The sequence below is a fragment of the Candidatus Tisiphia endosymbiont of Nemotelus nigrinus genome (assembly GCF_964026475.1).
Taxonomy (GTDB): Bacteria; Pseudomonadota; Alphaproteobacteria; order Rickettsiales; family Rickettsiaceae; genus Tisiphia.
This window is the reverse complement of sequence record NZ_OZ032151.1, coordinates 482,128-505,321: the sequence shown is the minus strand read 5'-3', so window position 1 is coordinate 505,321 and position 23,194 is coordinate 482,128. Positions and strand designations below refer to the sequence as shown.

The 23,194-nt window shown below is 34.9% G+C and carries 16 protein-coding genes, 2 tRNA genes and 1 pseudogene; 5 read left to right on the top strand and 14 right to left on the bottom strand.

The window, feature by feature from the left end; translation table 11 throughout:
• The first annotated feature begins 5 nt into the window (after positions 1–5).
• On the top strand, positions 6–833 hold the full coding sequence (gene kdsA / locus AAGD39_RS02440) for a 3-deoxy-8-phosphooctulonate synthase (RefSeq protein ID WP_341757032.1): 828 nt from the start codon (positions 6–8) through the stop codon (positions 831–833).
• A gap of 610 nt (positions 834–1,443) precedes the next feature.
• Positions 1,444–2,145 carry an IS21-like element helper ATPase IstB gene (istB, locus tag AAGD39_RS02435; RefSeq protein ID WP_341757031.1) on the top strand — a complete coding sequence of 234 codons (702 nt, stop codon included), beginning with the start codon at positions 1,444–1,446 and terminating at the stop codon, positions 2,143–2,145.
• A 183-nt stretch (positions 2,146–2,328) separates the two neighbouring features.
• Here the strand turns inward: istB and AAGD39_RS02430 are convergent.
• The 9 genes and pseudogenes from AAGD39_RS02430 to AAGD39_RS02390 form a co-directional block, all read right to left on the bottom strand.
• Positions 2,329–2,418: transfer RNA gene (locus AAGD39_RS02430), tRNA-Ser, on the bottom strand.
• Between the two features lie 246 nt (positions 2,419–2,664).
• The gene (locus AAGD39_RS02425; RefSeq protein WP_341757030.1) at positions 2,665–3,591 is read right to left on the bottom strand and encodes a S49 family peptidase; all 927 of its coding nucleotides are present in this window, start codon (positions 3,589–3,591) and stop codon (positions 2,665–2,667) included.
• 3 nt (positions 3,592–3,594) lie between these two features.
• Complete coding sequence (locus AAGD39_RS02420; protein WP_341757210.1) at positions 3,595–4,329, bottom strand: TlpA disulfide reductase family protein; 735 nt, start codon at positions 4,327–4,329, stop codon at positions 3,595–3,597.
• A 138-nt stretch (positions 4,330–4,467) separates the two neighbouring features.
• Positions 4,468–5,094 carry a dioxygenase gene (locus tag AAGD39_RS02415; protein ID WP_341757029.1) on the bottom strand — a complete coding sequence of 209 codons (627 nt, stop codon included), beginning with the start codon at positions 5,092–5,094 and terminating at the stop codon, positions 4,468–4,470.
• 441 nt (positions 5,095–5,535) lie between these two features.
• On the bottom strand, positions 5,536–10,374 hold the full coding sequence (locus AAGD39_RS02410) for an autotransporter outer membrane beta-barrel domain-containing protein (RefSeq protein ID WP_341757028.1): 4,839 nt from the start codon (positions 10,372–10,374) through the stop codon (positions 5,536–5,538).
• A 596-nt stretch (positions 10,375–10,970) separates the two neighbouring features.
• On the bottom strand, positions 10,971–12,323 hold the full coding sequence (gene ffh / locus AAGD39_RS02405; RefSeq protein ID WP_341757027.1) for a signal recognition particle protein: 1,353 nt from the start codon (positions 12,321–12,323) through the stop codon (positions 10,971–10,973).
• Positions 12,324–12,638: 315 nt separating this feature from the next.
• Positions 12,639–12,875, bottom strand: a pseudogene (locus tag AAGD39_RS02400) (helix-turn-helix domain-containing protein); the annotation flags it as partial.
• Between the two features lie 180 nt (positions 12,876–13,055).
• On the bottom strand, positions 13,056–13,976 hold the full coding sequence (locus AAGD39_RS02395; RefSeq protein WP_341757026.1) for an Rpn family recombination-promoting nuclease/putative transposase: 921 nt from the start codon (positions 13,974–13,976) through the stop codon (positions 13,056–13,058).
• Between the two features lie 328 nt (positions 13,977–14,304).
• A complete protein-coding gene (locus AAGD39_RS02390; protein ID WP_341757025.1) occupies positions 14,305–15,255 on the bottom strand; it encodes an IS481 family transposase in 951 nt (316 codons plus the stop codon).
• A 697-nt stretch (positions 15,256–15,952) separates the two neighbouring features.
• Here AAGD39_RS02390 and AAGD39_RS02385 point away from each other — a divergent pair.
• Positions 15,953–16,029 (top strand) — tRNA-Arg (locus AAGD39_RS02385).
• Here the strand turns inward: AAGD39_RS02385 and AAGD39_RS02380 are convergent.
• The 5 genes from AAGD39_RS02380 to AAGD39_RS02360 all read right to left on the bottom strand — a co-directional run bounded on the left by AAGD39_RS02380 (position 16,000) and on the right by AAGD39_RS02360 (position 19,969).
• Positions 16,000–16,341, bottom strand: coding sequence for a recombinase RecB (locus AAGD39_RS02380; protein WP_341757024.1), 342 nt, complete (start codon positions 16,339–16,341; stop codon positions 16,000–16,002). The genes AAGD39_RS02385 and AAGD39_RS02380 overlap by 30 nt on opposite strands.
• Before the next feature lie 52 nt (positions 16,342–16,393).
• The gene (locus AAGD39_RS02375; protein WP_341756534.1) at positions 16,394–16,870 is read right to left on the bottom strand and encodes a DDE-type integrase/transposase/recombinase; all 477 of its coding nucleotides are present in this window, start codon (positions 16,868–16,870) and stop codon (positions 16,394–16,396) included.
• A gap of 44 nt (positions 16,871–16,914) precedes the next feature.
• A complete protein-coding gene (gene ltrA / locus AAGD39_RS02370; RefSeq protein WP_341756533.1) occupies positions 16,915–18,177 on the bottom strand; it encodes a group II intron reverse transcriptase/maturase in 1,263 nt (420 codons plus the stop codon).
• Positions 18,178–18,675: 498 nt separating this feature from the next.
• Positions 18,676–19,194, bottom strand: a complete 519-nt coding sequence (locus AAGD39_RS02365; RefSeq protein WP_341757023.1) for an IS3 family transposase — start codon at positions 19,192–19,194, stop codon at positions 18,676–18,678.
• A protein-coding gene (locus AAGD39_RS02360) for an IS5 family transposase (RefSeq protein ID WP_341757022.1) occupies positions 19,194–19,969 on the bottom strand; the annotation gives its coding sequence in 2 pieces (ribosomal slippage) (positions 19,194–19,622 and positions 19,625–19,969; 774 coding nt in all). The genes AAGD39_RS02365 and AAGD39_RS02360 overlap by 1 nt, the downstream gene beginning before the upstream one ends.
• Before the next feature lie 13 nt (positions 19,970–19,982).
• Here AAGD39_RS02360 and AAGD39_RS02355 point away from each other — a divergent pair.
• Both AAGD39_RS02355 and AAGD39_RS02350 read left to right on the top strand, forming a co-directional pair.
• On the top strand, positions 19,983–20,933 hold the full coding sequence (locus tag AAGD39_RS02355) for an IS481 family transposase (protein ID WP_341756087.1): 951 nt from the start codon (positions 19,983–19,985) through the stop codon (positions 20,931–20,933).
• An 814-nt stretch (positions 20,934–21,747) separates the two neighbouring features.
• Positions 21,748–23,076 (top strand): reverse transcriptase domain-containing protein, encoded by a 1,329-nt coding sequence (locus AAGD39_RS02350; RefSeq protein WP_341756048.1) that lies wholly within the window; start codon positions 21,748–21,750, stop codon positions 23,074–23,076.
• The last annotated feature ends 118 nt before the right edge of the window (positions 23,077–23,194 follow it).

Sequence of the window (23,194 nt, the reverse complement as noted above, 5' to 3'; positions counted from 1 at the left end):
TACCTATGCAAAAAATAATTGACTTACATAATATCAAAATTGGCAATGCTCTACCATTTATTTTGATTGCTGGACCTTGCCAAATAGAAACTCTAGATCACGCGCTATTTGTGGCAGATAAGCTTGTGACTCTTACTGCTAAGCTTAACATACCATTTATTTATAAATCATCATTTGACAAAGCAAATAGAACTTCAATCAATGGCATTAGAGGTAGTGGGCTTGACAAAGGGCTAGAAATTTTGTATAAGGTAAAATCAACCTTTAATTGTCATATTCTTACGGATGTGCATACAGAAGCTCAATGTGCCAGGGTTGCTGAAATTGTCGATATAATCCAAATTCCCGCTTTTTTATGTAGACAAACAGATTTACTACGTGCTGCAGCGATGACCAATAAGGTTGTTAATGTGAAAAAGGGACAGTTTCTTGCTCCTTGGGACATGAAGAATGTCCATGCTAAACTGGAAAAATTTGGGGCTAAAAATATCATGCTTACCGAGCGTGGGGCATGTTTCGGTTATAACACATTAGTATCAGATATGCGTAGTTTACCAATTATGGCAGAAACTGGTGTCCCAGTAATTTTTGACGCAACCCATTCAGTTCAGCAGCCAGGTGGTATAGGCAATAGCAGTGGTGGTGAGAGAAAATATGTCGAAATACTGGCAAGGGCAGCTGTTAGCGTTGGAGTAGCTGGTATTTTTATGGAAGTTCATCAAGACCCAGATAATGCCCCAAGTGACGGATCTTGCATGATCAAGCTGTCTGATTTAGAGCTTATACTAGCTAGGTTGAAGAGATATGATGAGATAACTAAAAATCTTACATAGCAATACCAGCGCAAAGACTAACACTACAGTTGTAGATTTCAAAAACTAGAAACCATATATTATAAAGAAAGCTCTCAAATTTTCCATAATTTATTCAGTCTACAACTGTAGTGCTAGGTTATAAGAACGAACAACCGTCATCGCGAGCCACGAAGTGGCCTAGCGATCCAAAAAACATCATGCTGTTGCAACTTTTGGATTGCTTCGTCGCCTAGACACTTATATCTTTAAATTATGATATAAGTGTCTAGAACGCAAACCAGGAGCTTTGCGTAATGGTGTACCCTTTAAAGAGCTGATGAATTTATTGCTAGATATATTTAGTAAGATACGCAATAAACTGGAAAACTACAAGGACGGTGATAAACAATTTATAGCAATTCTGTAGTTTGTTAATAAGTATGGATTAGATAAGGTGACTAATGCCTGTAATCTAGCAATTACAATTGGTGGCTGTAGTGTTAAATTAGCTGAACAATATTTACAACCATCTATGCAATAAGACATTAATGAATATGAGTTTATTCAGTTAAAAAATCCTCCAGATGCTGATTGTAGCAGCTACAGCAAAATACATTTAACAGTCCATTCAGTAGTGGAGGGAAATTAAATGAAAGAGTTGATATTGTTATTAGATAAGTTGGGTTTAGTAGGAATGAAGATGCAGTTAACAGAGATGGATTTAGCAAAAGAATCGTCTGTGGGAGCAGTGTATGAAACATTAAAAAGGCTTCTTGAAGCAGAATGTCAGTATAAAAAATCACGTTCATTGAATTATCGGTTACAGCTAGCTAGGTTTCCTACAATAAAGCTACTTTCAGACACTAGCCAAGCTAAGTTGGTTGGCAATATTGATATACAGAAAGTTGTTGATAATCACCAAAATATAATGTTAATAGGCGGTTCTGGGTCAGCTAAGACTCATCTAGCAATTGGTTTAGCTTTTACTGCGGTTGAAAAGGGTTACAGGGTGAGGTTCTACACTTTAAATGAATTAGCTAGCCAATTACTCAATGCTAGAATGCATAACTATGAACTCAAATTCATCGATTCAGTTAAGAGATTCAATGTTGTTGTGATAGATGAACTGGGCTATATACCAATAAAAGCTGAAGCTAGATTCTTATTATTTGAGCTGTTTGCTAAATTATATGAACAATCTTCACTCATTATAACGACCCATTTGAGATTTGAAGAATGGGGTGATATATTTGGTAATCCTAAGGCAACAAAGGCAATTATTGATAGGATAACCCATCACTGTCAAATTATAGAAACGGGTAATAAAAGTTTTAGAGGGGGAAAGATGTAGATTAAAGGTTGAGATAATATACTATTGTATTGATTAAAAATTACCAGTGATTTTAGAAAATTCTATCTGAATTTTAGCCAAAATTAACTAATTTTTTTATATGCTCAGGGGGGCAATAGTTCATTACAATAGGGGGTCAAAAGATGATTACAATTTACAGCAAAATTAACCAATTGTCCCATTTGGCGGATAGGGTGGGATTCGAACCCACGGTACGGTTGCCCGCACGCTAGTTTTCAAGACTAGATCCTTAAACCACTCGGACACCTATCCAAGGTAATACATATCAGATAGAGTAAGAAAATTCAAGCATAAATATTAGGAAAATAGAATCAATCCTTTATTTTATAACTCCCCCAAAAAAAATAGGAGCAAAAAAAATATATTAATCCGAGTAAATTTGTTAAAAAACAAATAAATTGAAATAAAAAAATGAGTATTAAGAAACAATATGAGCCAAGATTTAAGACTAAGTTAGCTATAGAATTAATCAGTGATAAAAAGAACGCAGTGGAGACATTACCGTATATTAAATCTATCATAGGTAATTTTATTATCTATCGATTCAATTAAACTATCAGAAAATTCTTGTATGACATCCTGCTTGACCATACCAAGCTTTTTCTTAAGCCATGATTGTTTATTAGCTATATATTTAATAGTTACATCTCCATATTTCTTTTTTATGAAACTATACATATCATCTATACCATCAATTAAACCAAAATCAGCAGCAGTTTTCCCAGACCAAAATTCTCCATTAAATAAAATATCATCTTCTTGAGTTAACTTACCGATTCGACGCTCTTTGACATAATCTATAAAATGTCCATGAATCTGTTTTTGTAGCTGCTTAATAATTTTAACGTCTCTCTCCTGCACTGGCTGGAATGGATCAAGAATAGATTTATTTTTACCTTCTGTATATACTCTCCTTTCTATACCAAGCTTATTGATAGCAGCAGGAAAACCGAAAGAAGCTGAAACAACTCCTATACTACCAATAATTGAACTCCTAGATGCATATATTTGGTCACCAATGCAAGCAAGCCAATATCCGCCAGACGCTGCAACATCTTCTATAAAACTATAAACGGGTATTTTCTTTTCTTGAGCTAATAACCTTATACGCTTGCTAATCAGCTCAGATTGCACAGGTGAGCCACCTGGCGAATTTATACTTAAACAGAGAGCCTCAAGATTTTTGATTCCAAAAGCCTTGTCAATTAACTCATGTAGCGACTCAATAGTTAGTCCTGATTTTATTGAACTTACTTTACCTATAACTCCGCTAAGGCGAAGAACCGCAACCACCGGTTTTGATGCCCCGAAACCTATTATAGGTAGCAAGGAGAATAATTGCTCTAACTTGCCTACTTGACGCTTAGCGATGACCTGATCAAATTTTGCCTCGGCAATCGAATTTTTATTATGTGCTTTACGCATTAGTTACTCCTTTTTTGTTTTTTCAGAAGCATTATGATCTTCCTGTATATTTTGTTGTATTTCTAGTTTTTTATTTTTCTGCTCTTTAGGTTCTAACTGTTTATTAATCGGTTGATTAATAGCTTGTTCACGGTAACTATTTTTGGGTTCTGGATGATTCCCAGGAATATTTGACAAAATAATATTCCGAATTTCTGCATCATACCAATTAATAATACCAACAAAACTTGCCAGCATTTTTCCATCTGGACTAATTAGGATAGCAGTTGGTATCCCTACTATTGAAAGAGCTTTAAATAATTGATTCCTAAAATCATGGTAGATTGGTAAATATCTTATATCATAATTTTTATAATATTTTTGTATAACCTCTATTCCTTGGTAGTCTTGTGATATAGGAATTATGGAAAATGGCAGCTTTCTAAAATCTTTTTGTAATATATCTAAATCCGGCATCTCCTTAACACAAGAGGCACACCATGTTGCCCAAAATACCAATAATATCGTTTTTCCTTCAAAATTATCAAGAGAATATTTTTCACCTTTATCATCAAAAAAAAATACTGTATCTGAAACAGGAGATGAATCAAGCATTTTAACGCCAGATTTACTATAATCTAATGCAAAACTATTAGTGATGCACAATAAGTATGCTACAATCAAAAAAAATAGTTTACTATATTTTTTAGTAGACCTATAAACAATATAATTATTTCCAACTAACTTGTTAATTATCATGAAAAACAATATTTTTTTACCTCTAATATTATTCAGCTGCTTAATCTTAACTTCTTGTGGACTAAAAAAGCCATTAGAAAATCCACCATTAGAAAAGCCAATTGTAGAAGATTGCTGCGGATGCAAAAACTGAGAACATTAATATCTTTTGAATGTTCGTCCCGGCATCACAACCTTAAACTCATAAGTTCTGATGCCACTATGAACATTAGCTAGAACATGACCAACTTCTCCGCAATTATCTAAATCAACCGTTGAATTAGATAAATATAACTTGGTTTGTAATTGTCCAATATCCAAATGTTCGGCTCTAATATTTACATTGGCAGTTCCATGGCCAATTTTACCAGGATGTATAGTAATAAAATAGAATTCCCCTTTATTATTGGTAGTAGCCGTACCAGTTCCAGTAAAACTTGATTTATTTACAAGGTTTAGCATTTTTTTATTAATACGAGTACGAAGTGGTATATATGGATATTTTCCGTCACTTCCAACCTGCCATAAATATATTTTTGCATCTGATACTGGAACACAATCTTGGTCTAACAATATACCCTTTATTATGATTTTTGTACCACGATAGATTGGTGGTTGCCCTGTTCTTCTAAGTAAGTTATTAGATAGCTGGAATTCTTCCGGTTCATAATCATTTACTGTGTTCTTAGTAACCTTACAACAATTAAGGCGATTAGGATAATAGTTAGATTCGCTTGCTATAGCAATAGTAGAACATAAACAGATTAGAAATAATAACTTTTTCATATTTTACCTGCATTAGTTATCTGGATTAATGGTATGGACCTACTCTATATACAGAATGAAAAGCTTATGCTAATCTTCTAGGAGTCTATCAGAGATGACTAATTAATTATATTTTGATTCTTTTTAGCTGCAAATTATAAGATTTTTTTAAATAGGAACAATTATTCCGGCAAAAATCTTATTAATTTTTGCTTAAAAATACTCAAAATATAGAAAATTAAAATTTTGTTCACAGACCCTAGAACATTGATGGGTTAGCCATATAACCCTATTTATTAACACCAATTGGAATTTATGCGTTTCTTGGCACACCATTAGATTTTCTTCGCCATAACAAAACTATTTCTCACAATGACACTGAGGCCTTTCACCACAAAAAGGACTTCCTTTGGGAAAAGGAAGCCCTTTTGCAGTAAGAGATACTAAACTTACAAGATTAGTTTAGAAATTTACACGAACTTTTAAAGTACCTTGGTGACCAACATATTTATTAGCTAAATATGCATCATAACCAGCTCCATACTCCATAGTACCGGCTTTAGCACTAACACTTACACCAACATTATATGATGTTTTTGCAGCTTTGTCAGTTCTAGTAACAAACGGACTAGTCATACCATCTAATCTAGCGTCAACTTTTCCTGACTTACCACCTAACTTTTGCGAAACAAAAGCATGTGCTTCAGGAATCATTGCGATACCATTGGCATCGATAGAAGATGAAACTCTAGCCCCAACTATAGCCTCAATTTTACTGCTAGCTTTTTTACTAACAAGCCTGTTTCTATGGGTTGTTCCAGTTTCTTTATAACTTTCATCGCTAAATTTTGTATAACTAATTCCAGCCATCGGTGTTAGCAATACTGACTCAGCTACTTTAGCATTGTAACCAAATAATACCTCTCCGCCATAAGACATAGAACCATAACTAGATTTAGCAGTTTCCTGACCATTAGCATTAATACGTTTAGAAACTATTCTTGGATCAGTACCTTTAATTTTACTTGAACCAAAAGAAGCCACAGCTTGTATAAAGAAATCTTTAGCAAGTTGTTGTGATCCATAAATAGAACCCATCAAAGTATCAATTGTGGTTTTTCCAGTTTTATAACCTTTATGTTTCATATTAGTCTTAACGATACTAACAGCAGCACCGATTGTTAGGTTCTCATTAGCTAAAGTATCGAAACCAAAAACTCCACCACCAGACCTTGATGTATAACCAGCAACACCACCTTTGTTCTTCTGAGTAGCTTGGCTATAATATGGCATAACCCATGCACCCATTGAAGCACTACCATCATCAGAACCAGAAGCAATTGAACGAGCTTGGTCAGCAACTGATATAGCAGCCATCCTTCCAGTCAATACTTTATTAACATGACTCGCAGTATCAGCTATCACTTCAGTTACTTGCGGATTTGTATTAACATTTGAGATGTCTTTCAGTGCGTTACCACGCTTTTCTGGATCTAATATATGACCAATATCTTTCGCGACTTCTTGTGCATCACCATATTTTGCATCAAAAATTAGCTCAGAATTTTTCTTATCAATATCATCACCATCAACCTTCTTCAAGTCATCTACACTCACTTTGGATGAAACGTCCTTACGTCTAAACACTCGTTTACCATCTTCAACTGTCATAATCCACTCAGCATATACTTGATCTGATGTTATACCTAGTATTGTTGATTTGACTTCACCATTTCTCATCTTTAAGTAGTCATTACCAGCAATGAATGTATGTTTGAGGTCATTATGCTCGTTTAAGTAAGCTTCGTCAATAACATGAACTGTAACACCCACGTCTTTTGTCACAACAGTATCTTCAGCAAGTTCAATAGAACCAAGTATACCATCTTTAGTGAATGTAGTGTCAATAGTAGTATCAGCTCCCCAAGTTCCAGTACTTTTTAAGACCAACTTATTGGACTGCAGATTAATATTTCCATCAAAATTTGAAACACCACCAGCAATTACTACCTTATCAGCACCAATTTTAATATTTTCACTACCAAAATTAACTACTTCTGAATTCATATCATTACATAACTCTGCAATATGATCCTTATTACCAATAAATGTAATCTCTTTCAAGTTATTGCCAGATGCACCCATCTTACCCTTAATTACAGCATTACCTTGAAAGCCAACTCTGTTATCTGTTCCTACACTGGTTATATTAGATTCCAGAATAACATTATCAGCCAAGTGAGCATTAGCACTACCTCTAGCATTACCTAATTGTATGTCACCACCAGCTATTGTTCCACCAGCTGAGTAAGTCGCACCATCCTGAACAGCACCCATTTTAACATAGGTATCACCAAAGTTTTTGGTATTTTTATTGAATTTTACCTCTTTTAAGTTCAAATTCTTAGAACCTAAACCATACACCACATTAGCATCAGCATCAAACTCAGCAGTACCTGTATTATTAACTGTAGTGGTCACACTAGCAAAGAGTTTTTTATTTCTAAAGATTATAGAATCATCACCAGTAAATTGTAGGTTAATCAAATGTTCTTTATCTGTACCAATATGGTTAGCTGCATCAATAGTATTAGCTGCTCCTTTTACCAACTTAATTACAGGTTTTCGGCCAGTAGTACTATTAAAACTACTTTCAACATCCATACCATCAAGCTTTCTATCTAAAATTAAGGTTGGAGCAGTTGCAACGTTCACAGTTGAAGCAGAAGCTGTATCAGTGAAAACAATTTTCTTGAAGTCTATACCCACATGACCGTTATTAGCTAATTCCACATCACCACCAGCCAACTCTAATGCCTCTACTGCATTAAGAGCAGGAACAAAAACACCAGGAGCAGGAGCAGGACTTGTAGTTTTTAATGTTGCAAGATTTTTATTAACAAATCTCAATGTTCCAGCCCCAGTAAGAGCACCACCACCAACAACTTGATTAACAGTATAGTTATCATCTACAACTAACACAGATTTCTCATCAGTAAAGGTTACATCTCCTGCAACAAAAGCTATACCAGATGTAGTCGCAGTAACACCAGCACCTATTGTAATTGCTTTAAGTTTTTTAAGCTCTGTTCCTATCTGACCTTTCAAAGTGGAATTCCCAGCAAAAACTAAAGCACCTGTATTATGCGTTTTAGTTATTATCCCGTCAGCAGCAATATTATTATCTTTACCAAGAGTTAAAGTATCATCTGTTACAAAGTTAATTTCCTGCAACTTCTCTCCACCATTAGTTCTTGTATTATATAATGTGATATTACGATCAATGTTAAATTTAGCATTCTCTGCATTGCTCAACTCTCCTAAGGCATAATTAACAGCAAGAGTAGTAAAGGTCACTGTCGATACTTCTTTATTAAAATCAACTGCAGCAATATTAGCAAAATTCGTAGGAGTTAAGGCAAGATTCTGCTTTTTCAGTAATATTTTGTCTAAAGCTTTAGCATTGTCAACAGCAGGATCAGTTCCAATATTACCAACAATAGTTAAGACTCCCCTATCAGCCATGTTAGTTGCATCAATAGTACCACCACCATTTTCACTTATTCTAGATGTAATAATTACATTAGCAGCAGCTCTGTGGGTTAAAGCTAATGTTCCTTGACCAGCAGCAGTACCAAATATCTTAGCAGCATTAATCACAGCACTATTTACCGTTAATGTTTTACCAGCTGCGATACTGATATTACCAACTGCATCAGTATTACCAATACCACCAGTGATCTTAGCATCACCTTTGAAATCTAAATTCGGAGCACCAGCACCATTACCGTTAATATTACCAGTCAATTCATACCCGTCAGCAAATTCAAAATGTGCTCCAGCTGCCATTGCTTTTACTTGAGCAACACTATTCACACCTTTTGAAAACTTCAAAACACCCGCACCGGTAATGTCAATCAAAGCCAATTTAGTTGCACTACCATTGAATTCCCCAGCACCAGCAAAGTGTATTTCTCCTACTGAAGCTCCACCTGGTACAGCTCTATTACCCAAAAAATTTCCTGTAAGTGTTTTATTAGCAGCAACATTGATTGCGCTAGCGATGTTCTTGAAATCTAACGTACCAACATCAGCATGGTCATTAAAACTTACCTGTGTTGCAGTATTTATATCAGTTTTACCATCATTACCTACGTAAACTGCCTTATTGAAAACGATATGTCCTCCATTTGCTAAGTCACCTGTTAATTGTAGATCTTTAGTAAATACTTTTCCATCAATTGTTGCAACATTAGCACCATTAGTAGTAACTAAAAATTGCTTAGCTCTATGATTTCTATCAATACCGATTACACTCCCATTAGCATCATCATTAGAAAGAATACCAGCAACAGTAGCAGTATTAAAACTGATTATGCCACGACCGTCATTAGCACCACCAAGCGATCCAGTCATAACTTTAAAGTCATGAGCCTTATTAACGGCAGCCCTAGAAGTAAGTACCAATTTACTATCATCCCCAAGAAAGTTGATGCTATCATTAGCTAAGTGCTGAAGATGTAATGTACCACCATTAACAACACTCTCACCCGTATAAAATTCAAGATTACTATTATTACTGATATTGATTGTTCTAGCTGTCGACATTGAGGCTTGATTAAATATTACGTTAAAACCATTATAACTAGTAACATTCACTATCGCATTCTCACCATTAGCTATTTTAGCGTTAGCAAACGTGATGTGAGCAGGAGCAGCCGTAGCATCAGGAGTAATAATCAAAGTACGAGTAGCAGCAGGAGTGCCAGCAGGAGCAGCAAAATCAATCTCTCCTACAGCAGCATAATCGTTAGCATTAGCAACAAAACCATGGTCAGCAGCAATAGTAGGTGCACCATTTAAGGTGAAACTAAGAGGATTAACATTAACTGCATCGAACACAAAGTTTGTTGTATTAGCACCAACAACAGAACCAAGAACAAAATCTGAGTTAAGGTTTACAACGGTACCAGCTTTATTACCAACATTCAATGCTTGAATTCTCCTAGGAGCATTAATATTCAAAATATCATTGGCACGACCAAACGTAATTGCAGATCCATCAGCTGGACCGTCAGCAAAAGCAGCACCATTAGGAACGCCAGCAGCATCAACTTCACGCCACTTATTATCAGCAGCAATAGCATCAACGTTGACATCATGATCAGCAGTAATTTTACCATGCGGAACAGCACCAGCAAACCCAAACGCTGTACTACTTCCGGCAACTATCACCGAGAAAGCAGAAGCAGTAGCTAGCAAATGCTTCAAAACATTTCTTTCTTTTCTTTTGTTATTCATAATTTTTTCCTATTTAAGTTAATTTATTTTCTAAATCAGTTTCTTGGGGCAATTAGCCCTAAAACGTTAATGCCATTCCCACTTAGACGAGAATCTAGATTCGATGCTGAAGCGGGTATATATGACACCCTTATTCATAGGTATGACGTTAACCTAATTCTAGTTAGAACCTTTTTAGAATATCTAAACACGCAGGTACTATATATGTAAAAATTATTAATTACAAGCTACTTAGACTATTTTTTTTATAATTCCCTGTTATTTGTGTTATATTTGAAACAGTATTATTAACTCGCCTTATACATGACATTTATAAAGTCACAGGGAAAACAGCCTAGCGTCATTGCGAGGGGGGGTAAGTACCACAACTGTTGAAAGTTAGAAGAGGGGGCTTTAAACAGGGGGACGTCATTGCGAGAAGACCGAAGGTCGACGAAGCAATCCATAAAATGATTAAATTTGGATTGCTTCGTCGTGCTTACACACTCCTCGCAATGACATTTCCTTGCCTAAAAACAGTTTCCTCTTCTAACTTTCAACAGTTGTGGTACTTACCTACCCCTCGCAATGACGCCGGGGGTGAGTTAACAGGTTAACTATAGTTTAAACAAATTGCTTATACTACTACGCATTAGACTTTTGGGATTCATACTGCTTACCTTTTTCATGAGATCACTTATTTGTTTAAATTGTTTCAATAGAGCGTTAACTTTTTGAACCGATGTTCCAGAACCTTCAGCAATACGTTTCCGACGTGAGGCATTTAGTAAATCTGGCTTTCTTCGTTCTTTTTTGGTCATCGATAAAATTATCGCTTCTTGGTGATCTATTAACTTGCCGCTTAATTTCGATTGATCGACCTTATCGATAATCTTATTCATGCCAGGTAACATACTCATCATACTACCAAATCCACCTAGTTTTTTTATACTCCTCATTTGCATTAGGTAATCTTCTAAGTCAAATTTACCCTTTTTTAGTCTAGCAGCTGCTTTTTCTGCCTCTTGCTGGTCTATTAGGCTACTCGCTTTTTCAACAAAGGAGATTATATCTCCCATATCTAATATTCTTGAGGCAATACGTTCTGGGTCAAATAGTTCTAAATCTGTCAATTTCTCACCAGTACTTAGGAATTTAATAGGCTTCTTGGTAACATGCTTAATACTCAAAGCTGCCCCACCCTTAGCATCGCCATCAATACGAGATAAAATTACCCCGGTAATTCCTAATTGCTGATCAAAATTGCTAGCTATAAGCAGTGAATCTTGCCCTGTCATTGCATCAACTACCAAAATTATTTCCTTTGGTTCTACTAAATTTCTTATATTTACCGCTTCTTGCATCATTTGTTCATCGATTTGTAACCTACCTGCCGTGTCGTAAATAACAACATCATAAGCAGCTAATTTCGATTCGTGCAAAGCTCTTTTAGTAATATCAATAGGAGTATGCTCTGGGATAATAGTTAAACTATCTACCTCTATCGATTTACCAAGAATAGTTAACTGTTCCTGAGCAGCAGGACGGTAAGTATCAAGCGAAACTAAAAGTACCTTTTTATTTTGGTTTTTTAGCCTAAGGGCTAATTTGGCACTAGCGGTAGTCTTACCACTACCTTGCAAACCTACCATTAAAATATTTACCGGCGGTGTGGATTTAAGATGCAAAATGCTCTCGTCTGGAGAAGAGGATAATATATTAATTAACTCATTATGGATAATTTTTACTATCATCTGTCCTGGGGAGACTGATTTTATAACTTCTTGTCCCATAGCTTTTAATTTTACTTCAGCAATAAAGTCCTTAACTACCGGCAATGCAACATCTGATTCAAGAAGGGCAATTCTAATATCACGCATAGTATCGTTTATTTGAGCTTCCGATAAAGTGCCACTTCTTTTGATACGATCAAAAATTTTTGTCAAATTTTGAGTTAATGTTTGAAACATAAAAACGCAATTTAATTAGTTGATTTTGCTATTGTAGCATAGTTGCCAAGAAGCGCTAAGCATATTATCAAAAAAAATTTGAATAAAAAACTATAACAGCAGATTAATTAGTTTTTTAGTTTCTGATAACCATTTATTATGCTACTTTTCTTTTTTTATACCAGTATATTCGAGAGTAATATAACCTCAATTCGATATAAGAATTATTAATTCTTCTTCTAAGAAACTGCACATATTTTGGTAGTTTCTTCCATTTTATTACGTGGTGCGTAGCACCAATGTTTAGGCTTATATCGAATTGAGGTTATTCTTTATATCTTCTAAATCTTCATAAAAATAATCAATATTTTTCTCTAATGCTTTAGCAGTAAGAATTAATCTACCTATCGGAATTCTATTGAAACCAAGCTCATATTTTTGTAATTGTTGATGTGTTACCTCTATTGCTTTTGCAAGTTGCTGGCGTGATAAACCTTTAGCAAGTATTAGGGAATATATTTTTTGTCCTATCAATTTATCAATTTTGCTTATATAATCATTCTTTCTTGCCATAATTAACTCTTCTAGCTTAATATGTTCTAGGCAGATTAATTATCTCTATTTGAAACGACCTGCAGGTTCTATCTAACTCATTGTTTAAAAATCCACCTTACGTTCCTATTTCAAAGATTCTATAGTCTTTTGCTATTTCCTATATACTCAATTAGTCAATTGTGATATAATTACTTAATACTATTTCAATTTATTAATTTGTATTTTAGTTAAGCCAGTCAATTCAATAATTTCATTTAACGGTCTGTTTTTAATTAGCATAGTTCTTGCTACCGCTTTCATCGCTTCAGCTTTACCTTCGGCTTTACCAATTTGAATCCCGTACTGTGTACCCTCTTCTATATATTTTTGTGCAACGGTTCTCATAATGCTACCTTTTTCTTCTTCAGATAAATACTTAGTTAGTAATTGTTCTAATTCCGATTGCCTGTCTTCAGGCAACTTGGCATCAGTATACCATAAAAACGATCTTAAGTAAATATAACCATTCTCTTTATCAACTAATATCTCTAACTTAAACTTTTCTAAAAACTGCTCCCATAATTTTATCATATCCCGCATATGGATATGCTTCATCAGATACTCCATCATCCCTAAATGTTTCTTTCTCACTATCTCATCATCTGACATGCTCTGTAAGTCCACTAATTGATAATCCTCTGTCATCAGTTTTTTAGCTTGCTCAGGATTAGTAAACAAATCCCACAAATTTTTTGGAACATTATATTCTTCTACACCATTATACATGATAATCGGACAAATTAATGGCAGCTTATCCTCATTCTTTTTATGCCTTTCACATAATAGTAATGCGTATTTATAGAGTCTTAGTGCCATCCAATAATCAGACGTTGATTGATGATCCAATAATACATAGATGAAAGCCGTATCATCATTTTTAGTTTTTACCGAATAAACTATATCACTATATTTTCGCCTTAGACTTTCTTCAATATAGCTTTCCTTCTCTACTTTGATCTTTGACAAATCTATCTTTTCCTGAAAATCCTTCGGTAGATAATATTCTAAGAATTCTTGGGCGGCTATTTCATTGCCCATTATTTTTTTAAATAACTGGTCATGTTTTGGTTTTTTTGTCATTTTATTACTGGCACATTCATATTCTATTTAAACCTGTTGGCTGCTCTTCTTTAGTATTTTATATATTGCATAATAGATAATGAATCAACTGTTCTAGCCCTTATACAATTTGTATTTTTGTGCAATTCTTCCAAAACCCTTATGTTGCAAGGGGTTCAGAGGTAAAGTTTGGTATCTTCATGCAATATCCGGGCTAGATAAACGGTAGAAAGGAGTACCATAGGTCGTTTGGTATATTTGCAACAAAGCTGCTCTGCAATCTTTTATAAATACAAATCAAATTTTAAAACTGCATCGCCAAGTAAATTGTTGGTAAATTCTTCAGTTACTAGGTGTTTAGTCCCAGGGAGTGGAGGTTAGGGTTAATAATAAATTTATTTGGATCAGATGTCCATGTTTTTATGATAAATTCATAAGGAGTTAAACCTTTAAGAGCTTTAAGTCTTTTTGCGAAATTGTAGACATTGATAAAATCATATAAATGTTGTTTAAGTTGCTGATGATTGTCATAATAAAAACGTTTAACAGTTGCCTCTTTAATAGTACGATTCATACGTTCTACCTGTCCATTAGTCCATGGATGATTAACTTTTGTTAGCCTGTGTTCAATATTGTATTCATAGCAAATACGATCAAAAATATGCATCCAAGCATGCTTATCTACTGTTCTGTTAGTAAATTGAATACCATTATCTGTCAAAATAGTATGAATTTTATAAGGTATAGCTTTAATTAAATTACGAAGAAATTGTGCTGTTTCTGTCTTGGTACATCTTGGTAAAAGTTCTACATACACAAACTTTGAAGTGCGATCAATAGCAACAAATAGATAGAGTTTACCTTCTTCTGTTTTGACTTCAGCAATATCTATATGGAAATAACCAATTGGATAAAGTTTAAACTTCTTCTTGGTTTTGTTATTTCCTTTTACTTCCGGTAACCTACTAACATTATGGCGTTGAAGAAGTCTATGTAAAGAAGATCTAGTAAGCTTGGGAATACTAACTTGTAAAGCATATAAGCAATCATCTAAAGATAATAAAGTGTGTTTACGAAATGCTATACACATAGCTTCTTCTTCAGAAGTTAATACTGTAGAAGATGGTTCTTTGGGACCCATACAAGTATCTTGTAATGTAGTTCGTTTCTTCCACTTAGCAACTGTTTTAGGATTAATAGAATATTTTCTTGCTAAAGTCTTTAAGCTCTCTTGACTATTTTGGATTGCGAAACGTATTGCCTCTGTCGTTTTGGCACAGCCGTGTAATATTTGTCCCATAATTCCTCTCTTGATGGTAATTCTTTATAATATACAACATTACACCCTGGGACTAAACAACTAGCCCTTGTCTCATGAGGGCTACAGGCTAAAATATATAAAATTTTAAATATACAATTTGTATTTTTGTGCAATTCTTCCAAACTCCTTATATTACAAGGGGTTCAGAGATAAATATTGATACCTTCATGCAATATCCGGGTTAAGTCGAATACATGACTGCATTTGCTTTTTTTCTGTCAAGTATTATTTTTTTTCTTGCATTTTTGGGTAGTTCCATACATGATGGTTAGAGAATTTATTCAATCTACAACTGTAGTACTAACCTTTTGTCCAGGTGTGACAAAACGTATGTGAGTATGCAAATGCCTCACAGTTTTGCGGTATCAATTATTCAAAGCATTTGAGTATATGCCAGAAATATTTAATATTGATCAGGAAGCACGATTTGCCTCAGAAAACTTTATTAATAAGCTAAAGCTACTATAGAATTAACAGATTCATGACCTATTTTGCGATCAAAATTGTTAACAGTTACTATTTTGCACTTGAAAAAGATAATCTTAGCTGATATAAAACAAACAGCTTTGTATATCTAAATTGCTTTTTCTCTTTATCATAAATTCGCATACTCGTATCCCCTATGAGGATTTTAATGTATACTCGTAATTCAACTCTTAAGATCAGAGCAATATACGCACCCTTAGCTCAGATGGATAGAGCAACGGATTTCTAATCCGTAGGTCAAAGGTTCGAATCCTTTAGGGTGTGCCATTCTTCGATTTTAGTGCATTTTACGAATGCATCAAACGGTGAACGTAGCATAAAGTCTAGCTTTCCGTCTTTTAATTCTAGGTTCGCAAATACTAAATTCATCAATTTACGTTTTCCTTCCGTAGTCGAACCTTTAAAGGTTTCTAACGCTCCGGAAGCCAGTTCTACTAGGTTAACCAAGCATTCTAAAAATTTATCATCAGCATTATTATGGCTTTCTATTTCTCTCACGATATCTTCACGTTTTTGTATTAATTGCTGACGTTTTCCTTCATGATCTTCCTTGCTAATTATACTGGACTGAAAAATCAAGACAAAAAAATAATAATTTTGTTTCCCATTTTTTCATTTTTCAAGCTGCAATTTATTCATAATTTTGTATAGAATTTAGATAGACATTCATAGGTTTTTTGTAACCAATACTTGAATGAAATCTTCTATAATTATAGTGATTTATATAATCATCAATACCTCTCCTAAGTTCTTTAACATCTTTAAAATCGTTAATAAATATACAATTATATTTTAAAGTTCGAAAAAATCTCTCCATGATTATATTATCAATACTTCTTCCTTTACCATTCATCGAAACTTTAATGTTATGCTCTTGTAAAATTTGAATGTGTTCATTACTGGTATATTGACTGCCCTGTTCACTATTAAATATCTGCGGTGCAGAGTATTTGTTAAGTGCATCCTGCAATACTTCAGTTACCAAATTTACGTCCATACTATTTGATAATTTATAACTCAACACAGCTCTGCTATGCCAATCGATAATTCCTGCCATGTACATAAATCCCGAATTAGTTCGAACATAAGGGTGAGTAGACTGAAGCATTACAGCTTCAGCCCCTCTCAGAACGGTGCGTGAAACCTCTCAGCTCACACCGCTCCCACCATTTTAGCCTTTGGATATATTCCTAATTTCCAATGTATAAAAGCTTCAGGATTATGATTTGCTAATCTATTTAGATATTCTCTTGCACGTCTTTTATGCCATGCAAGTTTCTTATATTTTCTCCTAACCCACTGCACCAAATACCAATTCAGGTGCTTCCATATGTTGTGCATTGCCGATGGATAAAACTGCCCATAATAGTTATACCAACCTCTTAACTCAGCTTTAAACATTTCCGAAAGTTCAGATAAGGACTTGTCATTCTTAAGCTGAATGTGCCAACTCCTTATGGTTTGTATGATTGCTTTCTTAGAGTTATTACTTATCGCAGGTAAGAAATTTGGATGAACCATGCCTTGTTTGTTTACACATCTTCTTGGTCTAAAACTATATCCGAGAAAGTCAAAGCTGATTCGTTCATATTCATTACGACGATTATTGTCCTTACAATATATAATACCTGACTTATCAGGATGTATCGTAAGACCACATTCCTGGAATCGTTGTCTAATAACTTGTAACACATATTCTGCCTGTTTTTGACTCTGACAATGGAGTAAACCATCATCAGCATAACGACAAAATGCTACACTTGGCATTTCTCTTCTTACCCATGCATCAAATACATAATGTAAAAATAAATTTGCTAATATTGGACTTATCACTCCTCCTTGAGGTGTTCCCTTATCGCGCATAATAATATTTCCATCTTTATCTTGCAATGGTGCTTTAAGCCACCTTTGTACGTAAAGTAGTACCCATTTGCACTTACAATGTTTCTCCAATGCTTTCATTAATAGTTTGTGATCGATATTATCAAACAAACCTTTGATATCAAATTCAACAACAAAGTCATATTTCCAGCATCTTGCTCTTGTAACTGCTATGGCATCATGTGCAGATTTCTTTGGGCGATAACCATATGAATCTTCGTCAAATATGGGCTCAACTAATGGCTCAAGTACCATCTTCACTACAGTTTGTGCTATTCTATCTGAAATAGTTGGAATCCCAAGGGTTCGTTCTCCACCTGATTTCTTTGGAATAGGCACAGCTTTTACTGCAGGAGGAAAATAGCTGCCTGAGGACATACGATTCCATATATTATACAAATTATCTTTTAAGTTTCGCTCAAATTCTTCCATAGTTTGTTGTTCAACTCCTGCTGCACCTTTATTATTCTTGACACATTGGTATGCTTGCCATACATGTTGCTTAGAAATTTCAAAAGGCTTTACTGTCTTCATAAGCTCCTCCTAAATAAATTTAGTTGACACTGTGATGAACAGCTAAAATGGTCAGACACCTTCACTCCATTGCCATTACAGCAACTTCATCATTACTACATGTCTGTCCGCCCCTGTGTATACGCATCAGTACTATCAGCCTCACGGTTTTATTTCCGCTTGTGCCTTTCCTTTAACATCGTTGCACAGATTCCCGTGTTCAGCTTGAAAGCCTTGACTTAAACTCACGCCACCTCTATGCCGGATGCCACCTAGCCAGTAAACAGGTTCCCGCTAAATTTATCCCAAAGCAACATAACCTCCTTGGTTTTGACATCATCTGAAGCGCTTTCGACACTTGAACGGTGGTTCACTGTTGTTCGTCTTCTTAAGTCTATACCTGACACCTCAAGGATGCCTTTTCTGCATCGCTCACGACAATGCCCTTAAACAATTGCCGCATGCAGTGGTTTGCAGCCTATTCCTGTAAATCGACTGCGAAGGGCCTACCTTCATCTCTCAAGCCGCTTGGCACGGCACACTTATATCTCCACTCCAAACCTCGTTACTGTTAGGTACATTTACAGTTTTACTTGTGCCTAAATTAGACCAGTATTTATCAAGCAAATAACTATAAATTTTATGCTGTTTATCTTTTTCAGACGTTAATTTTTTCCTCTTTGGATAAATAGCCTCTATGCCAATCATGTTCATATATTTTAGAACCCGATCCTTACCAATAACCAAGCCATCTTCTAATAATTGTCTATGGATATAACGATAACCAAATTCAGGATTATCAGTATATATTTCATCTATTTTATTTAAAATATTTAAGTTATACGCACTAAATGGTTTTACTTTATAGTACATTGAAGAACGATTAATCTTTAATAATTTATATTGCCTTGTCTTTAGTAACATTGCTAGCTTGGAATCGACAAGTTCTTTTCTATTTGATAACTCCAAGCTTTGTAGCTTTCCCACAGCCCAATCTCTCTCTACTATTGTTTTTCCAAGAGTTTTAGGGTGTGTCATCAATTGAACCAAATTACCATGGAAGCCATATAAACAGCTCCCAAAAAGTTCTGAGATGTTTTGTCATATCGTGTTGCAATAGCTCTATATTGCTTCAATTTTGCAAAAAAGTTCTCAATCAAATGCCTAGCCTTATAGATATCCTTATCATAATTAGCTGGATTCACACGATTCTTCTTTGGGGGAATCACAACTATACACCCCTTATCTTTCAGCTTATCTCGCATACGTGCATCAGCATCATAAGCCTTATCAGCAAGTACGGCATCCGCTTTCGTCAATTCATTCATCAAAACATCAGATCCTTGCAAATCATGAGCTTGACCCGGGGTAAGATGGAATCCCGTTGGATTCCCTAGAGAGTCACATGTAGCATGGATTTTAGTACTCAGCCCTCCTTTACCTCGTCCAATTGCTTGGTCATCACTTAACTCTTTTTTTTAGCACCAGCACTATATTGATGAGCCCTAACAATGGTTGAATCAATCATGGCATACTCGTTATCAGCATCTTCAGCTAACATTTCAAAAACCTTTTTCCACACACCTGTCTTGCTCCACCTTGAATGACGTAGGTGAATCACTCGGAAATCTCCAAAACGTTCAGGTAGGTCTCTCCAAGGTATGCCAGCCCTATATCGATACAAAACTGCTTCTACAAATAGGCGATTATCCTTGGCTGTTACACCAACAGACTCTTTCCTTCCAGGTAGGGTATCTTTAATCCGATTGTTTAGTCCCAGGGTGTAATGTTGTATATTATAAAGAATTACCATCAAGAGAGGAATTATGGGACAAATATTACACGGCTGTGCCAAAACGACAGAGGCAATACGTTTCGCAATCCAAAATAGTCAAGAGAGCTTAAAGACTTTAGCAAGAAAATATTCTATTAATCCTAAAACAGTTGCTAAGTGGAAGAAACGAACTACATTACAAGATACTTGTATGGGTCCCAAAGAACCATCTTCTACAGTATTAACTTCTGAAGAAGAAGCTATGTGTATAGCATTTCGTAAACACACTTTATTATCTTTAGATGATTGCTTATATGCTTTACAAGTCAGTATTCCCAAGCTTACTAGATCTTCTTTACATAGACTTCTTCAACGCCATAATGTTAGTAGGTTACCGGAAGTAAAAGGAAATAACAAAACCAAGAAGAAGTTTAAACTTTATCCAATTGGTTATTTCCATATAGATATTGCTGAAGTCAAAACAGAAGAAGGTAAACTCTATCTATTTGTTGCTATTGATCGCACTTCAAAGTTTGTGTATGTAGAACTTTTACCAAGATGTACCAAGACAGAAACAGCACAATTTCTTCGTAATTTAATTAAAGCTATACCTTATAAAATTCATACTATTTTGACAGATAATGGTATTCAATTTACTAACAGAACAGTAGATAAGAATGCTTGGATGCATATTTTTGATCGTATTTGCTATGAATACAATATTGAACACAGGCTAACAAAAGTTAATCATCCATGGACTAATGGACAGGTAGAACGTATGAATCGTACTATTAAAGAGGCAACTGTTAAACGTTTTTATTATGACAATCATCAGCAACTTAAACAACATTTATATGATTTTATCAATGCCTACAATTTCGCAAAAAGACTTAAAGCTCTTAAAGGTTTAACTCCTTATGAATTTATCATAAAAACATGGACATCTGATCCAAATAAATTTATTATTAACCCTAACCTCCACTCCCTGGGACTAAACACCTAGCAAAAGTAGTATTTACGGTACTGAGAAATGATTAGACATATAGTGAAACAAAAGTATGTTACTAAAAGTTTAATATTAATTATTTTTATGATGGTGGCTGATTTTTTAAAAATTTAAATAATTAAGGTTTAAATTTTAAAAAATCAGCGGTTGGAATAAAATAATTAAAGTAAGGAATTCCTACCAAGGAATATGCGAGAGATGATAATATTGATGGTGAATAAGACAAACCTTAGCTTACGAAAAAACTGATACCGTCATAGGCTCATAGAAGCCGTCGCAATGATAATGTTAAAGTTCGTAAGTTAGTAGCGAATTCCATCAGGGCTAAGGCACATTATTGGTGCGCCACGAAGTGTAAATAAGCTAGCTGTTGCAAGAGCAGCCATAGAAGTGTTGACCTAGCACACTATGTATCGAGTCTTGAGCTGAGTTTGGTAACAAAGTCAGTTAAGCGTAGACAGAAATATTATAGGCCGTAAGCCGTAAGGTTGAAGCAATTGAGCCTCGTTAATGTCTTCTTTTGAGATCGCAGACTGTGTCAATAAACAGGAATGCAACAACATACATATCATAAATAGGCAGATATGTATGGGATCTCCGGGGTCTGAGAACATGGCATGTAATAAAAGTTTATTTATAAACGTGGGATATCCTATATTTTCTCTGAATTAGGAGTATTAGCTAACAAGTGTAAAAGCGAGGAAGCTGAAAAGAAATATAGGAAGTCAGATCCAGCATAGTACTGATGAAATTGGGTAATGCCAATGGAGGGAAGGCTGGTGGGTAAAATCGATCTCTAGAGGGAAATGTTATGATAACAACAGATTATCAAGTAATAACAGAAACAAAACTAAAGAGAATAGCATGGTTATCTTCATTGGATAAAAGTAAGAGATTTAACAACCTCATGCATTTGTTTAGTGAGAACGCACTTGCTGTCTGCTATCATGAGCTGGATGTTAAGAAAGCAACTGGAGTAGATGGAGTAAACAAAACTAATTATGGCTTAAAACTTACAGAAAATATTGGAAAATTGTCTGATAAACTAAAGAGGATGGCTTACATACCGGGCAATATTCGAGAGGTAAAAATACCGAAAGAAGGAAGCAATGGCAAGACTAGAACTTTAGGTATCAGCAACTTTGAAGATAAAATATGTCAGAAGATGATGCACAAAGTGCTTGAAAGTATATATGAGCCAATATTCTTGGAATGTTCCTATGGTTTCAGAACGGGAATAGGGTGTCATGATGCAATAAGAGGATTAACGCAACATCTTTATAGCAATGAGGTAGAGAGCGTAATAGACCTAGATTTGGCTAACTTCTTTGGTACTATTGATAGAAGGATATTGATAGAAATGCTGCAAGAGAAAATTCATGACAAGAAGCTAATAAGATATATAATCCGCATGTTTAAAGCTGGAATATTGTCTGAAGGAGAACTGATTGTTCAAGAAGAAGGGACGATTCAAGGAAACATTGCTAGTCCCATCCTTGCAAATATTTTTGCTCACTATGTTTTAGATGAATGGTTTGAAGAAGTGGTAAAGCAACATTGCAGAGGAACAGTAGCATTATTTCGCTACTGTGATGATGGTGTAATATGTTGTAGATACGAGGAGGACGCCAAGAGAATAAAAATAGCTTTAGCAAAACGACTTGAGAAGTACAAACTTAAACTCAACGAAGAAAAGACCAAAATGGTTAGATTTTCAAAGAGAAAATTTTCTCAGAACGAAAGGCAAGAGGCTTTTGATTTTTTGGGTTTCACCTTTTATTTTGGTAAGTCTAGGAAAGGTAAAATAATACCTAAGGTAAAGAGTTGTAGTAAACGAATAAGTGCCAAACTGAAGAAGGTCAATGACTGGTGTAAGGACATTAGAAACAAGCATAAACTGCATGTCATATGGAGAAGTTTTTGTAGCAAGTTGAGAGGGCATATACAGTATTATGGTGTGACTTTTAATATTAAAGCAGTGAATGGCTTCATAAGGCAATCAGTGAAGACATTGTTTAAGTGGTTAAATCGTCGCAGCCAAAGAGAATCATTCAGTTGGGAGAAGTTTTGTCTGTTTATCGAATGCAATCCATTACCAAAGGTAAGAATATACCACTCCTTAATGCAAGGCAGTATGTGAATGATGATATCTTGAGCCCATTGCCTTAATAGGGCACGATGAGGTTCTAACGAGGGGCGTAAGTGGCAACGCTTACGTCTACTCTATAAAATACATTTCAGAAATTTAAAGAATGGCG

Bases quoted from the DNA above. Each gene is read 5' to 3' on its own strand.
- kdsA (WP_341757032.1), top strand. From the start codon at position 6: ATGCAAAAAATAATTGACTTACATAATATCAAAATTGGCAATGCTCTA.
- istB (WP_341757031.1), top strand. From the start codon at position 1,444: ATGAAAGAGTTGATATTGTTATTAGATAAGTTGGGTTTAGTAGGAATG.
- AAGD39_RS02425 (WP_341757030.1), bottom strand. From the start codon at position 3,591: ATGCGTAAAGCACATAATAAAAATTCGATTGCCGAGGCAAAATTTGAT.
- AAGD39_RS02420 (WP_341757210.1), bottom strand. From the start codon at position 4,329: ATGATAATTAACAAGTTAGTTGGAAATAATTATATTGTTTATAGGTCT.
- AAGD39_RS02415 (WP_341757029.1), bottom strand. From the start codon at position 5,094: ATGAAAAAGTTATTATTTCTAATCTGTTTATGTTCTACTATTGCTATA.
- AAGD39_RS02410 (WP_341757028.1), bottom strand. From the start codon at position 10,374: ATGAATAACAAAAGAAAAGAAAGAAATGTTTTGAAGCATTTGCTAGCT.
- ffh (WP_341757027.1), bottom strand. From the start codon at position 12,323: ATGTTTCAAACATTAACTCAAAATTTGACAAAAATTTTTGATCGTATC.
- AAGD39_RS02395 (WP_341757026.1), bottom strand. From the start codon at position 13,976: ATGACAAAAAAACCAAAACATGACCAGTTATTTAAAAAAATAATGGGC.
- AAGD39_RS02390 (WP_341757025.1), bottom strand. From the start codon at position 15,255: ATGGGACAAATATTACACGGCTGTGCCAAAACGACAGAGGCAATACGT.
- AAGD39_RS02375 (WP_341756534.1), bottom strand. From the start codon at position 16,870: ATGCTTCAGTCTACTCACCCTTATGTTCGAACTAATTCGGGATTTATG.
- ltrA (WP_341756533.1), bottom strand. From the start codon at position 18,177: ATGAAGACAGTAAAGCCTTTTGAAATTTCTAAGCAACATGTATGGCAA.
- AAGD39_RS02365 (WP_341757023.1), bottom strand. From the start codon at position 19,194: ATGACACACCCTAAAACTCTTGGAAAAACAATAGTAGAGAGAGATTGG.
- AAGD39_RS02355 (WP_341756087.1), top strand. From the start codon at position 19,983: ATGGGACAAATATTACACGGCTGTGCCAAAACGACAGAGGCAATACGT.
- AAGD39_RS02350 (WP_341756048.1), top strand. From the start codon at position 21,748: ATGATAACAACAGATTATCAAGTAATAACAGAAACAAAACTAAAGAGA.